The organism is Nonomuraea zeae, from assembly GCF_005889725.1.
GTDB lineage: Bacteria > Actinomycetota > Actinomycetes > Streptosporangiales > Streptosporangiaceae > Nonomuraea > Nonomuraea zeae.
Map to the genome: position 1 here is coordinate 26,273 of NZ_VCKX01000097.1, position 12,566 is coordinate 38,838.

Annotated in this window: 14 protein-coding genes; 5 read left to right on the plus strand and 9 right to left on the minus strand. The window is 72.8% G+C overall.

Going from position 1 to position 12,566, the window contains the following annotated elements; genetic code table 11:
• Positions 1-31 precede the first annotated feature (31 nt).
• Complete coding sequence (locus ETD85_RS28570; RefSeq protein WP_240779486.1) at positions 32-1,141, plus strand: hypothetical protein; 1,110 nt, start codon at positions 32-34, stop codon at positions 1,139-1,141.
• A gap of 82 nt (positions 1,142-1,223) precedes the next feature.
• On the opposite strand, the gene ETD85_RS28575 is transcribed toward ETD85_RS28570, so the two are convergent.
• Both ETD85_RS28575 and ETD85_RS28580 read right to left on the minus strand, forming a co-directional pair.
• Positions 1,224-1,727 carry a hypothetical protein gene (locus ETD85_RS28575; protein ID WP_138692880.1) on the minus strand — a complete coding sequence of 168 codons (504 nt, stop codon included), beginning with the start codon at positions 1,725-1,727 and terminating at the stop codon, positions 1,224-1,226.
• A 46-nt stretch (positions 1,728-1,773) separates the two neighbouring features.
• Entirely contained in the window at positions 1,774-2,532 is a 759-nt protein-coding gene (locus ETD85_RS28580; protein WP_138692881.1) for an alpha/beta hydrolase, read from the minus strand.
• 161 nt (positions 2,533-2,693) lie between these two features.
• Here ETD85_RS28580 and ETD85_RS28585 point away from each other — a divergent pair, with 161 nt between their 5' ends.
• Positions 2,694-3,401 carry a lysophospholipid acyltransferase family protein gene (locus tag ETD85_RS28585; RefSeq protein ID WP_138692882.1) on the plus strand — a complete coding sequence of 236 codons (708 nt, stop codon included), beginning with the start codon at positions 2,694-2,696 and terminating at the stop codon, positions 3,399-3,401.
• Between the two features lie 7 nt (positions 3,402-3,408).
• On the opposite strand, the gene ETD85_RS28590 is transcribed toward ETD85_RS28585, so the two are convergent.
• Positions 3,409-3,870, minus strand: coding sequence for a MarR family winged helix-turn-helix transcriptional regulator (locus tag ETD85_RS28590; protein ID WP_138692883.1), 462 nt, complete (start codon positions 3,868-3,870; stop codon positions 3,409-3,411).
• Positions 3,871-3,997: 127 nt separating this feature from the next.
• On the opposite strand from ETD85_RS28590, the gene ETD85_RS28595 reads away from it, so the two are divergent.
• A complete protein-coding gene (locus ETD85_RS28595) occupies positions 3,998-4,423 on the plus strand; it encodes a DoxX family protein (RefSeq protein ID WP_138692884.1) in 426 nt (141 codons plus the stop codon).
• A 12-nt stretch (positions 4,424-4,435) separates the two neighbouring features.
• Here ETD85_RS28595 and ETD85_RS28600 read toward each other — a convergent pair whose 3' ends face one another.
• On the minus strand, positions 4,436-5,365 hold the full coding sequence (locus tag ETD85_RS28600) for a LysR family transcriptional regulator (protein WP_138692885.1): 930 nt from the start codon (positions 5,363-5,365) through the stop codon (positions 4,436-4,438).
• A 114-nt stretch (positions 5,366-5,479) separates the two neighbouring features.
• On the opposite strand from ETD85_RS28600, the gene ETD85_RS28605 reads away from it, so the two are divergent.
• The gene (locus ETD85_RS28605) at positions 5,480-6,832 is read left to right on the plus strand and encodes an MFS transporter (RefSeq protein ID WP_138692886.1); all 1,353 of its coding nucleotides are present in this window, start codon (positions 5,480-5,482) and stop codon (positions 6,830-6,832) included.
• On the opposite strand, the gene mmuM is transcribed toward ETD85_RS28605, so the two are convergent.
• The 3 genes from mmuM to ETD85_RS28620 form a co-directional block, all read right to left on the minus strand.
• Positions 6,804-7,670, minus strand: coding sequence for a homocysteine S-methyltransferase (mmuM, locus tag ETD85_RS28610; protein WP_138692887.1), 867 nt, complete (start codon positions 7,668-7,670; stop codon positions 6,804-6,806). The two genes, ETD85_RS28605 and mmuM, sit on opposite strands and share 29 nt — an antisense overlap.
• A gap of 17 nt (positions 7,671-7,687) precedes the next feature.
• Positions 7,688-8,515 carry a trehalose-phosphatase gene (otsB, locus tag ETD85_RS28615; RefSeq protein ID WP_138692888.1) on the minus strand — a complete coding sequence of 276 codons (828 nt, stop codon included), beginning with the start codon at positions 8,513-8,515 and terminating at the stop codon, positions 7,688-7,690.
• 119 nt (positions 8,516-8,634) lie between these two features.
• Positions 8,635-9,357, minus strand: coding sequence for a Crp/Fnr family transcriptional regulator (locus ETD85_RS28620; RefSeq protein ID WP_170246885.1), 723 nt, complete (start codon positions 9,355-9,357; stop codon positions 8,635-8,637).
• A gap of 73 nt (positions 9,358-9,430) precedes the next feature.
• On the opposite strand from ETD85_RS28620, the gene ETD85_RS28625 reads away from it, so the two are divergent.
• Entirely contained in the window at positions 9,431-9,694 is a 264-nt protein-coding gene (locus tag ETD85_RS28625) for a YciI family protein (protein WP_138692890.1), read from the plus strand.
• A gap of 101 nt (positions 9,695-9,795) precedes the next feature.
• On the opposite strand, the gene ETD85_RS66930 is transcribed toward ETD85_RS28625, so the two are convergent.
• Positions 9,796-12,333, minus strand: a complete 2,538-nt coding sequence (locus tag ETD85_RS66930; RefSeq protein WP_138692891.1) for a VIT domain-containing protein — start codon at positions 12,331-12,333, stop codon at positions 9,796-9,798.
• Positions 12,330-12,566: hypothetical protein (locus tag ETD85_RS64820; protein ID WP_206058664.1), on the minus strand; the 237-nt coding region annotated here is incomplete at its 5' end. The genes ETD85_RS66930 and ETD85_RS64820, both read right to left, overlap by 4 nt.

A 12,566-nucleotide genomic window follows, 5' to 3' on the forward strand; every position in this document is an offset into this window, starting at 1 on the left:
AGCGGACCCCTCCAGCCCGTAGCATTTGCTCATGACCCGTCGCTCTCAGCGGCGTGCGCTCTCCTTGATCTTGGCGACGTCCGTGGCCTGGTCTCAGGTCACGCCCGCCGCGCATGCCGATCCCCGCCCCGGCACGATAGAGGCGTGGCAGCAGTCGACCAGCGTGCGGCTCCAGCCAGACGGCTCACTGTTCGACGTGCTCGCCCTGTCGTCGAGCGACGTGTGGGCCGTGGGCCAGCAGGAGATCTGGGACGTCTGGAAGAACCGCGGGACCATCCGCCACTGGAACGGCGCCGGCTGGGCCGAGGTGCCCGTCCGTGACGCGACCGCCGCGGGCAACCTGCGCGGGCTGGCCGCCGCCGGCGCCTCCGACGTGTGGGCGGTCGGCGACGGGCACGACGGGCTGCCGTACCTCGCCCACGGCGATGTGGCGGGGTTCGACCGGGTCAGGCCGCAGGGGCTGCGGGCCGGAGACTGGCTCGGCGGCGTCGACGCCAAGTCCGGGCGGGTCGTGGCGGTCGGCAGCCGCGAGGACAACGGGCTCATCCTCACCGGCCAGGGCAACTCCTGGACCACGCAGGAGACCAAGGAGGAAGGCGCGCTCTACGCGGTGGCCGGCGGGTTCGCCGTCGGCGACACCGGCGACAAGCCGCTGATCGTCCACAATTCGGGCGGGTCCTGGAAGTCCATGCCGCTCCCGTCGATTCCCGGCGGCTACCTGCGTGACGTGCAGGTCGACAACTCCAAGCGGGCGGTGGCCGTCGGCGGCGTCTACCGGGGCCCCGGCGACATCTCGCCGCTCGTGCTGACCTGGAACGGCAAGCGGTGGCGCGAGCAGCGGCTGCCCGATGCCGGCGCCAGGCTCTACGGGGTGACGGGCGACGGCAAGGGCCGCTACTGGATGGCGGGCTATGACCCGTCGCGGCCGGCGGAGCCGTTCATGGTGCGCTGCGAGAAGAGCTCGTGCGAGACGATCCGCGGGCGCGCCAACGAGGGCAGGAGCAGCGTACGTCTCCAGGCGGTGACCTACCTCGCCGGCAAGAGCACGGTCTGGGCGGTCGGGCACGCGGTCGACACGGCCGACCGCTACACCGACGTGGTGGAGTCGTTCGCGCCCAAGTCCACCACCGCGAAGTCCTGACCCGGCACAGCGCCGTCCAGGGCCGTACAGGGCCGTTCAGGGGCCGTTCAGGGCCGCTCGGAGCCGCCCTTGGGCTCGCTGGTCAGAGCACCGCGCCGTCGTCCCAGCCCGAGTCGTTGGGCCGGTCGTCGCCCATGCGCACCACCAGCGCGACGAAGCCGCCGATGAACGCCGCCACCGCGGTGAACAGCGCCCACCCCTCCATGTGCCAGCTCGCCATGGCGGCGACCAGCAGGTAGGTGGGGCCGCCGAACAGCGCCACCCAGGCCAGCTTGGTCGGCAGGTCCAGTTTGGGCAGCGGCGGCGGCGGGGGCGGCTCGAAGTGGCCTTCGTCCTCGTCCTCGTCCCCGTCGTCTCGCGAGCCGTCCGGCGAGCCGTCCTCGTGCGGGGCCGCGTCGAGCAGGTCGCCGTCGCGCGCCATCGGATCACCGGGATCCTCCGACGGCTTGACCACCCGGCGGGTGGGCTCGGCGGGTACGTTCTCGCTGTCCGGCCATGGCTGATCGGCCGAGTCGCGCTCGGCTGTGTCGTTGAAGGACGCGACGATCTGCCGCCAGACCTCGTCCTCGTCACTCTGGCGCGTCACCTAGATGGGCCTCTCCGCAGCGATCGCGACTTCCCCCTGGGTGCGATCAGTCCCTCTGCAAGGGTACCGAGGCATGTGTCTGGATGAAGTCGAGGCTCCCGGCAAAGATCCTGTCGGCATCGTTGTCCAGCGTCGCAACATGGTAGCTATCGGTAAGCTCCTCGATCGTGGCCTGCGGGACCTTCTCACGTATGATCGCCACGCTGGTCGGCTTCACCACGTGGTCCTCCGTGCTGTGGAAGACCAGCAGCGGCTGTGTCACTTTCGCCAGGTCGGCCTGCACCAGCGACCACAGGCCGGGCAGCGACGCGGCCGCCTTCACCGGGGTGCGGGCATAGGCCAGCTCGGTCACGCCGGGCTTCTTGACGTCGTTGGCGACGCCAGGCACCGACGGCACGAACCATTTGAGCAGCGGGGCCAGCTTCATCAGCGGCACGTCGCTGGCGATCGACGGGTTGACCACCATGACGCCCGTGATGGCCGCGCCGTGCACCTCGGCCAGCCGCAGCGCCAGGCAGCCGCCCAGCGACAGGCCCGCCACGAACACCTCGGCGCAGCGCCCCTGGAGGTCCGCGAACGCCTTCTCCACCTCGGCGTACCAGTCTTCCCAGCGTGTCCTGTTCATCTCCTGCCAGCGGGTGCCGTGCCCCGGCTGGCGTGGCAGCGAAACGCTGACCCCGTGACCGGCCAGGAACTCGCCCCATGGCCGTAACGACTGCGGCGTCCCGGTGAATCCGTGGCAGAGCAACACGCCGACCTGACCTGCGTCGTGGTGATAGGGCTCCGCGCCTGGCATGAGCGGCATAACAGCTCCTTCATGCTGTTTCATTCCGGCAATTTCCTCCGGAACGGCCCGATCGTCGCACGTTCTGGGGTGTTTGTGCGAGAGCTGATGTAGGAGCATGGCGTACGAGATGGGAAGATGACTCTGCCCGTCGACCAAAGCGCTGGAGAAGAGGTGCCAGGGTGTTCTACTGGGTGGTCAAGGCCATCTTGGGGCCGTTCCTCCACCTCGTCTTCAGGCCGTGGACCGAAGGTGCGGACAACGTGCCCCGGGAGGGGCCGGCGATCCTGGCGGGCAATCACCTGTCGTTCGCCGACCACTTCTTCGGCCCGCTCCAGATCCGGCGCAAGGTCATCTCCCTGGGCAAGGCCGACTACTTCACCGGCAGCGGCATCAAGGGCTTCTTCACCCGGCTGTTCTTCAGCGGCGTCGGCACCGTGCCGATCGACCGCTCGGGCGGCAAGGCCAGCGAGGCGGCGCTGCGCACGGGGCTGCGCATCCTGCGCGAGGGCCACATCCTGGGCATCTATCCCGAGGGCACCCGTTCGCCCGACGGCCGCCTCTACAAAGGCAAGACCGGCGTGGCGCGGCTGGCGCTGGAGTCGCGGGTGCCGGTCATCCCGTGGGCCATGGTCGACACCTACGAGATGATGCCGCCGGGCCGGCCGCTGCCCAAGCTCGGGATCCGGCCGGGCGTCAGGTTCGGCAAGCCGCTCGACTTCTCCCGCTACTACGGGATGGAGGACGACCGGCTGGTGCTGCGGGCGGTGACCGACGAGATCATGTACGCGCTGATGGAGCTGTCGGGCCAGGAATACGTCGACAAGTACGCCGCCAGTGCCAAGGTGGAGATGGAGCGCGCGGCCCGCGCCGCCGCGGCCAAGCACTAGCCCGCGTTCACACGGACGACCGTAAGGCCTCTTCGGTCTTGTTCATGGCCGTGGTCATCGCGTGCAGCTCCTCGCGGCTGAGCCGGTCGATCAGGTAGGCGCGCACGACCTCCACGTGGCCGGGCGCCACCCGCCGCAGGCAGCGGATCCCCTCCTCGGTGAGCACCGCCAGCACGCCGCGCTCGTCGGAGGGGCAGGTGGCCCGCGCCACCAGGCCGGCCTTCTCGAGCTGGGTGATCTGGTAGGTCAGCGCGCTCTTCGACACCACGACGCCTCTGGCCAGCTCCGTCATCCGCATCTGGTGATCGGGGGCGTCGGCGAGCCGGACCAGGATCTCGTACTGCGGGTGCGTCAGCCCGGCCGCGGCCTTCAGCTGCTCCTCGATGCGGCGCTCAAGCAGGTGGGAGGTGGACAGGAAGGCGCGCCAGGCCGCCATCTCGGTCGCGTCTAGCCATCGGGGGTCCGTCACCGCCTCAGTTTAGGCGCCGCTCAGGGCCGTCCAGATCGGGGGTTCTGACCCGCCGCGCGGTTGTTGTTCGAATTTGAACTTTCAGGCTAGAGTGGATATTCGTTTCGACGACTGTCAAGGAGGCCGCATGGCGGATCAGGCGCGTCCCGTTGTACTGCTGCTCGCGAGGATCGCCATCGGCGTGATCTTCGTCGTGCACGGCTACCAGAAGTTCGCGACCATGGGCATCGCGGGCACGACCAAGTTCTTCGAGTCCGCCGGCATCCCGCTGGCCGGCGTGGCCGCACCGGCCGTGGCCGTGCTGGAGGTGGTGGGCGGGCTGGCGCTGATCCTGGGCGCGGCGCTGCCGATCGCCGGCACGCTGCTGGCCCTCGACATGATCGGCGCGATCGTGTTCGTGCACGGCACGAACGGCCTCAGCGGCGACGGCGGCTACGAGTTCGTCCTGGCGCTGGCCGCGGCCAGCCTGGCCGTCGGCTTCACCGGCGGCGGCGCGCTGGCGCTCGACAGCGTGTTCGGCCGCCGCCGCAGCATCGCCCCGGCGACCGCCTGACGCCGCGGCCGCTCACCGGCGCCCGGGACTCCGGCGCCGGCCCCGGTCTCCGAGGACCCCGCGCACCTGCTCCCGCAGCCAGGAATGCGCGGGGTCCGCGTCGTTCCGCGGGTGCCACGCCTGCGACAGCGTCATCTCCGGCAGCTCGAACGGGATCGGGAACGTCACCAGCCCCAGCGCCTCGACCATCGTCGCCGTGAGGCGTTCGGGCGTCATTCCGACCAGATCGGACTGCCGCACCGCCAGCAGCGCGGCCCCGAACGTCGGCACGGTCCCCGCCACCCTGCGCGAGAGCCCCATGCCGGCCAGGGCCTCGTCGACCGGCCCCGCGATCCGCCCCCTGCGCGTGGCGATGACGTGCTCGTACGCCGCCAGCCGCGCGGCCGTCACCGGCTCGCCGAGCAGCGGGTGCCCGGGGCGTACGACGCCGACCGCCCGATCGGTCGCCAGCGGCTCGACCCGGGTCTCCGGCGCCGGGTCCGTGATCACCGTCACCTCCAGGTCGACGCTCCCGTCGCGCAGCGCGTGCGTGTCCGCCGGACCTTCGGGGATGAACGAGAACGACACCCCCGGCGCGGACCTCGCCGCCTCGGTCAGCAGCGGGAGGCTCACCGCGGTGATCACCGCGTCCGAGGCCAGGATCGCGAAACGGCGCGTCAGCGTGGCCGGGTCCAGCGCCCCCGGCGGCGTGAACACCTTCCTGGCCGCCTCCACCAGCGCGCGCACCTCCGCCTGCACCGCCAGCGCCCGCGGAGTCGGCACCATGTGCCGCCCCGAGCGCACCAGGACCGGATCGCCCATCGCCTTGCGGATGCGGCCCAGGGTGCGGCTCATGGCGGGCTCGGACAGGCTCAGCCGGCGCGCCGCGGCGGAGACGCTGGCCTCCTCCAGCAGGGCGTCCAGCGCGATCAGCAGGTCCAGGCTGGGTTGCGTCTGATGCATATATTTCCTGCCAAAGATGCATTTGAGGTTAGGTCACCGTCGAGTCTACGGTGAAGGCGCGGGAGGCCTCCGCTCGTCACCTTCACCCAACCCAGACCCGACGGGGGTTCTCGTATGCCCGAAACCATCCTGGAGACCGGACATCCCGCCAAGCGGCGGATCATGGCCGTCATGGCGTCGTCCGTGATCCTCGCGGTCGCCCTGGTCGCCGCCGTCAACCTCGCCATCCCCACGCTCGCCGCGAGCGACCTGCGTCCGACGCAGGCGCAGATCCTGTGGATCGTGGACGCGTACGTCATCGTCTTCGCCTGCCTGCTCGTCCCCGCGGGCGCGGCGGGCGACCGCTTCGGCAGGAAGGGGGTGCTGCTGACCGGGCTGGCCGTGTTCGCGGCCGGTTGCCTGGCGGCGGCGCTCGCGCCGGACGTCGGCACCCTGATCGCGGCCAGGGCCGTGAGCGGCGCGGGAGCCGCCATGGTGATGCCGGCCTCGCTGGCCGTGACCGTCGGCGCGTACCCGCCGGGGGAGCGCGGCCAGGCCGTCGCGGCCTGGACCGCCGCCACCGGGGCCGCGGGCGTGCTCGGCAACCTGGGCGGCGGCCTGGTCATGCAGTATCTGCCGTGGCGGGCCCTGTTCGGCGTGCCGGTGCTGCTGGCCGCCGTGCTCGCCGTGCTCGTCGCCCTGCTGGTGCCGCGCGCGGAGCGCCATCCCGCGACCCTGGACCTGCCGGGCACGGCGCTGCTCACGGCCGCGTCCGTGGCGCTGCTCGCCGGGATCATCGAAGGACCTGAGGCCGGATGGGGGAGCGGGCTGGTGCTGGGCTCGTTCGGCGCGGCGGCGGTGCTCTTCGCGATCTTCGTCACCCACCAGCTCCGCGCCCAGGCCCCGCTGCTGGACCCCCGGCTGTTCAAGGCGGCGCGGCTGCGGGCGGGGACGCTGGGGGTGGCGGTGACGTTCTTCGGGCTGTTCGCGATGTTCTTCGTCAACGCCCGCTATCTGCAGGACGTCAAGGGCTTCTCGCCGCTGCTCACCGGGGTGGCCATCGTGCCGCTCACGATCCCGATGATCGTCGTGTCGCGGAGGTCGGCCCGCTTCGCCTCGCGTCCCGCCGTCCAGGCCGGGCTGGTGGGCATCGTGGCGGGGCTGACGCTGCTGTCGTTCGCGGACGCCGCCATGCCGTACCCGGTCTACGCGGTGGGGCTCCTGGTGATGGGCGCGGCGATGGGGCTGTGCCTGCCCGTGCTGTCGCACGAGATCATGGCCGCGCTGCCGCGCGAGCGGTCCGGCCTCGGGTCCGGGCTCAACAGCGCCACCCGGGAGCTGGGCAGCGCGGTCGGGGTCGCCGTCATGGGGACCGTGGCGGCCACGCACGGCATGGCCGCCGGCTACCGGGTCGTGGCGGCCGTGGTACTGGCCGGAGCCCTCCTGCTTCCCCGGTCGCTCAGGACAGGTGCGCGCGAATCTGCCTGATGTGCTCGGGAGTCGTCCGGCAGCAGCCTCCGATCAGCGAGGCCCCGGCCTGCTGCCACTCCTTGGCGGCCTGGCCGTACTCCACCGGGTCGGCCAGGCCCAGCCAGCGGCGGCCGGCGGCGTCCCAGGTCTCGCCCGAGTTCGGATAGACCACCACGGGCAGTCCGCCGGACAGGCACGAGATGAGACCCGGGATGTGGCGCGGCGCGGTGCAGTTCGCGCCGACGGCCACCACCTGCGGATTCCCGCCGAACAGGGCGGCCGCCTCGCGGATCGGCGTGCCGTCGTTGAGCCGCTCGCCGTCCTTGCAGGAGAAGCTCACCCACGCCTTGACGCCGGGCGTGCGGGTGAGCAGCCGGGCCAGCGCCCGCGCCTCCGGATAGGACGGGATCGTCTCGCAGGCCATCAGGTCGGCCCCGGCCGAGGCGAGGATCTCCCAGCGCGGCAGGTGCCAGCCGAACAGGCCGTCCTCGTCGAGGTCGTAGTCGCCGGTGTACTCGGCGCCGTTGGCCAGGTAGGCGCCGTACGGGCCGACCGAGGCCGCCACCAGCCCGCGGCCGGCCTCGTCGCGCGCCTGCCCGGCCAGCTCCACCGACAGCCTGATCAGCCGCTCGGCCCCCGCCGCGCCGAGGCCCCGGCGCAGGAAACCCGGGATCGAGGCCTGGTAGCTGGCCGTCGTGGCGACGTCGGCGCCGGCGGCGAAGAAGTCGGCGTGCGCCCGCCGGATCAGCTCCGGCTCCTCCAGCAGCAGCCGCGCCGACCAGAGCTCGTCGCCGAGGTCGGCGCCGAGCCGTTCGAGCTGGGTGGACAGTCCCCCGTCCAGCACAAGTGCAGTCACGCAGCCAGGGTATGCACTCAGCCGGGGTGAGAGGCCGCCCGCCGGCCGGGGAACGCGCTGATCACCTGGTCGAGCAGGGTCGGCGTGTCCTCGGGGCGGTCCACGGTGAAGTCGGCCAGGCGGGCCAGCTCGTCGCCCGTCTCGCCGTTGGCCACCGCGACCCGCACGCCCATGAACGCGGGATCGCGCGCCTCCCTGCCGCGCAACGCGTCGAACGCCCGGCCGTCGGACAGGTCGTCGCCGAAATACCAGGCGCGGGTCAGCGTCTCGCTCTCACGGAGCACGACCGTGCCCTTGTCGAGCTCCACTGGGGGCCGCAGCTCGACGACCATGCGGCCGTACTGCTCACGCAGGCCCAGCTCGGCCGCCTTGTGCGAGCACCACCGCTCCACCGCGCCACGCAGCGAGGGGACCGCGCGGTAGTGCAGCGCCACCAGCAGCGCCTTGTCCTCCACCAGGACCTCCCCGGGCAGCTCGCTGGCGGCCTCGGCGGCCAGCCGGCGCATGACCGGGGTCCAGGGCTCGGCCTCGGCGTCCGTACGGACCCGGCCGTCGATGACGGTCTGCATGCCGTACAGGCCGAACAGGCGCACGTGCGGCGCGGCGGAGAAGCGGTCGGACAGGAACGCGGCCGGGCGGGCGGAGACGACCGCGACCCGGTCCACCAGCCGCGCCAGCTCCTGCAGCCGCTCCACCGCGCCGGGCACGGGGAACACCGCGCCGGGATCGCGCATGATCGGCGCGATCGTGCCGTCGAAGTCGAAGAAGAAGCCGGATCTCGCGCTCTCCGCGACGGTGGCGGACACCGCCTCGGCGAAGCGGAGCGGGGCGCGAGAGGTCGCCATGCTCAGGAACGATAGAACAGCGCCACCGGCTCGAATAGACGGCTGTTCATATTCGCTCCCGATCTCCTGCGCCGTCGGCGAGCACGATCGCGAATGGCCGAGGGCGGCCGGGCGGGGGGTCAGCGGGGTGTGACGGCGGCCAGCCGGGCGAGTGCGGGCCGGTCCAGCACGGTCACCTCGCCGCTGCCGATCTCGACCAGCCCCCGGCGCTCGAACATGCGCAGGGCCCGGTTCACGCTCACCCTGGTCGCGCCGATCTCGGCCCCGAGGCCCGCCTGGCCCCCGTGCAGCGGCACGGGCAGCGGCACGGGCAGCGGCACGGGCAGCGGCCCATGAGGTGACCCGTGGGCCGGCGACGGGCCCCCGGCGCAGCGCCGTAGCAGCCAGGTGGCCACGCGCGAGGGGACGTCGCGCACCGACGCGTCGATGAGCCGCTCGTCGAGCTCTCGCACGGTCGTGGCCAGCGTACGCAGGAGCCGCGCCGCCACCGACGGCTCGGCGGCGACGAGCTCCAGCACGACCGCGCGCGGCAGCCAGGCCACCTCGACCGGCGTCAGGGCCGTGCGCGTGGCCCGATGGGCGCCGTCCACGAGCAGCGCCGTCTTGTCGAACGCGACCGGCGCGGCCTCGACGGCGAGCACCACCTCCCGGCCCTCCGCGCTCACCCGCCCGGCCTTCACCCGCCCGTCGAGCAGCACGATCAGGTGCTCGGCCGGATCCCCTTCCGTGCACAGCACCTGCCCCGCCGGGTAGCGCCGCCACCGCGCCGCCGCCGCCGTCCCCCGCATCCGCTCTTCGCCGAGCTCCGCGAACATCGGCAGGTCCGCCAGCGTGTACGTCATGTATCCCGTGATACACCAACCGCGTGCCCCGCGATGCCGACCGCCGGCCCGGCGGCGCCCTAGCGTTCCGGGCATGGCGAGATACGTACTGCAACTGGCCTTCGACGGCGATCCCCGGCGGCTGGCGGCCCGGCCCGCGCATCGCGAGCACCTGCGGCGGCTCAAGGAGGCGGGACGGCTGGTGAGCGCCGGGCCCTGGGCGGACGACAGCGGGGCGCTGCACGTGTACGAGGTGTCTGGGGAGAGCGAGCTGCGCGAGATCCTGCGGGAGGATCCGTACACGGCGGTGGACGGCTACGAGATCGTGCTGCTGAAGGAGTGGACGCCCATCATGTGACCGTCCGCCCCGGGGAAGCGGCCGGTGAAATCGGCACGCTTTCCCGAGGCGGACGGCGGGGTCAAGCCCGGGTGTACGGGCTCAGGCCCGGGCGTACGGGCTCAGGTGCGCTTCCAGAACGGCCCGCGCCGCTCCTTCCCATCCGCACCGGGAGCACCGCCACCGGGAGCACTGCCACCGGGCGCGCCACCGCCAGGCGTGGACCCGCCGGGGGAGGCTCCGCCGGGCGTGGACCCGCCGATGAGCGAGGTCAGGACCTCGACGGCGCGGTCGTGCAGCGCCTGGGCGTCCGCGCCCGGCCGCTCGGCAGCCTCCAGCTCCCGGGCCAGCGCCTGGAGCTCCTCGTTCCCCCCGAGGTAGGCCGCCAGCGCCGACAGCCGCGACCCGAGATCGGCCAGGTACAGCAGGTCCGGCACCCCGATCGCCTTGAGCCGGTCGAGCTCGGCCACCAGCTGCGGCCTGACCGACTCCAGCCGGTGCGCCGGCCGCGGCCCGTGCGCGAACCCCGGCGACCCGGGCACCGCCGGTCCGCCGCCGCGCGGCCGCTGCAACCGGCCCCTCGGCGGCACGCTGGGAGCAGGAGCGGGCATGGGCGGCTGCGCCCCGAAGGCGTCCCCGGCCACCGCCGGGCCGTCACCTGCGACGAAGCCCTGATCCGCGGCCCCGCCGAAGCCCGGCTCCGACAGCTGGATCCGACCGAAGCCCGCTCCCGGCGGTGGCGCGGCCATCACCGCGGCCTGGGCCATGAAGCCGCCCGCCATCGGCGGCATCCGAGGCGGCTCCCATCCGCTCGGCGGCTCGACCGGCTGGATGACGCGGTGCTCGGGGCCGCCCTCCGCGACCTGCCTGGTGTCGATCGCCACGTACGCGGTGAAGCGGCACAGCACGCCGTGCTCCAGCGATGTACGCACGATGCGCGGCTCCAGGTCGTGCTCGCCCATGGCGTAGCGATCCTCCAGCTCCCGCAGGTGGGCGCGGGCCCAGACGGCGCGGACGGCCGGGTTGTCCACCGTCACGCCCGAGACCTGCTCCTCCCACGGGCCGCCGGAGGCCAGGCCGCGCACGGTGAGCGAGGAGCCCTCGCGGTAGCGCCCGTACACGCGCAGCGGCACGCCCGGGAAGATCGACCCGAGATGGGTGACCGTCTCGGGCACGACGTCCAGGCCCTTGAGCGACAGGTCGGTGACCAGGGGAGCGCCGATCCTGCGGTGGATCTGCTCCATGGCGGCGTCCAGGCGGTCCTCCGACTCGACCAGCTCGCACCGGCCCGCGCCCAGCCCGGCCAGCCGGCCGAGGAACCCGGCGTTCACGGCCCGGTCGATGCCGACCGTGTGCACGCGCATGGCCGACAGCGGGCCGCCCGCCTGCTCCAGGATCTGGTCCTCGTTGCCCACCTGGCCGTCGGTGACCAGCACGATGACGCGTTCGCGCTCGGTGCGGGCGCCGAGGAGCGCGATGGCCTGGCGCAGCGGTTCGAGCAGCTCGGTGCCGCCGCGGGCGTCGACGCGGGAGAGGTGTTCGACGGCGCGGTAGCGGTTGCGGTCCGACGCCTCGGTGAGCCCCTCGAACGCCTGCTCCACCACCGAGTCGAACGTCAGCACCGCGAAGCGGTCCTGCGCCGTCAGCGTGTCCACGATCCGGGCGGCCGCCCTGCGCGCCGCCACCATCTTCCAGCCGCCCATGCTGCCGGAGCGATCGAGCAGCAGGACCAGGTCGCGCGGCGGGCGCGTGGCCTGGAGGGGCGGCGGCACGACGGTGAGCGCGAACGTCCCTTCCCCGTCGCCCTGGCCCTGCCCCTCGCCCTGCCCCTCGCCTTGGCCCTTGTCTTGGCCCTCGCCTTCGCCCTTGACGAGTTGCAAGGAGGTGGACGCCTCGAACGACAGGCGCAGGATGAAGTCGCGGTCGAGCCGCTCGCCCGGCCGCAGGCGTACGGTGTGGCCTTCCTCCTCGACCACGTGCAGGCTGGAGGCCAGCTCACGCAGTTCGAGCCCGGCGGCGTCCACCTTCGCGCCGAGCGAGAGGCGTACGGGGCTGGGGAAGCCGGGCAGCAGGACGGGCGGGCTGATCCTGGAGGCGTCGGGCACCGCGTCGGTGTCGGGCGCCGCGCCGTCGCCGGCCGGCGGGCCGTCGATGGGGGTGCCGGGGATGTAGCGCGGCGCCACGACCAGCGGGAAGCGGAACGTGGCCGCCCCGTCCTCGTACGGCAGCGGCTGGCTCATGGTCAGCCTGACCGAGACGCTCTCGCCGGGCAGGATGTTGCCCACCCTGATCGTGAACACGTCCGGCCGGTCCTCTTCGGCGATCGCCGCCCGCCTGCCCTCGCGCAGCGCCTGATCGTAGTCCGCCCTGGCCTGGCCGCGCTCCTTCAGCACGCCGTCGATCACCCGGTCGTCGGCCTCCATCCGGAACCCGGTCACGGCCGCGCGATCCGGCAGCGGGAAGACGTACGTCGCCTCCAGCGTGACGTCGAACGGGTTCCTGAACCCCTGCGTGACCTCGACCCCGGCGATGAGCCCCGAGATGTCGGCGGCCACGTCCACGCTCTCCAGCGGCAGGTTGCCGCGCTCGGTCAGCAGCGCGCCGAACCCGGCGTCCGGCACCGGCAGGCACCGTGCGGGCTCCAGCGAAGTGATCTTCATGTCAAATCCCTCTCTTCGAGCACCGCGAGCAGCGGACCCGCCGCCGCCAGCACCGCCTGAACGTCCTCCGCGGACGGCGTCCGGCCCGTGTCCAGCACCAGCCGCACCCCGTCACCCAGCCTGATCCCCGTGATCACCCCGGTACGACGGACACCCCGCCGCACCGCCTCCGTGTCTCGCCCTGCGTCTCTCTCTGCGTGCCCGTCCGTGTCTCCGCCGCCGCCCCTGTGCCC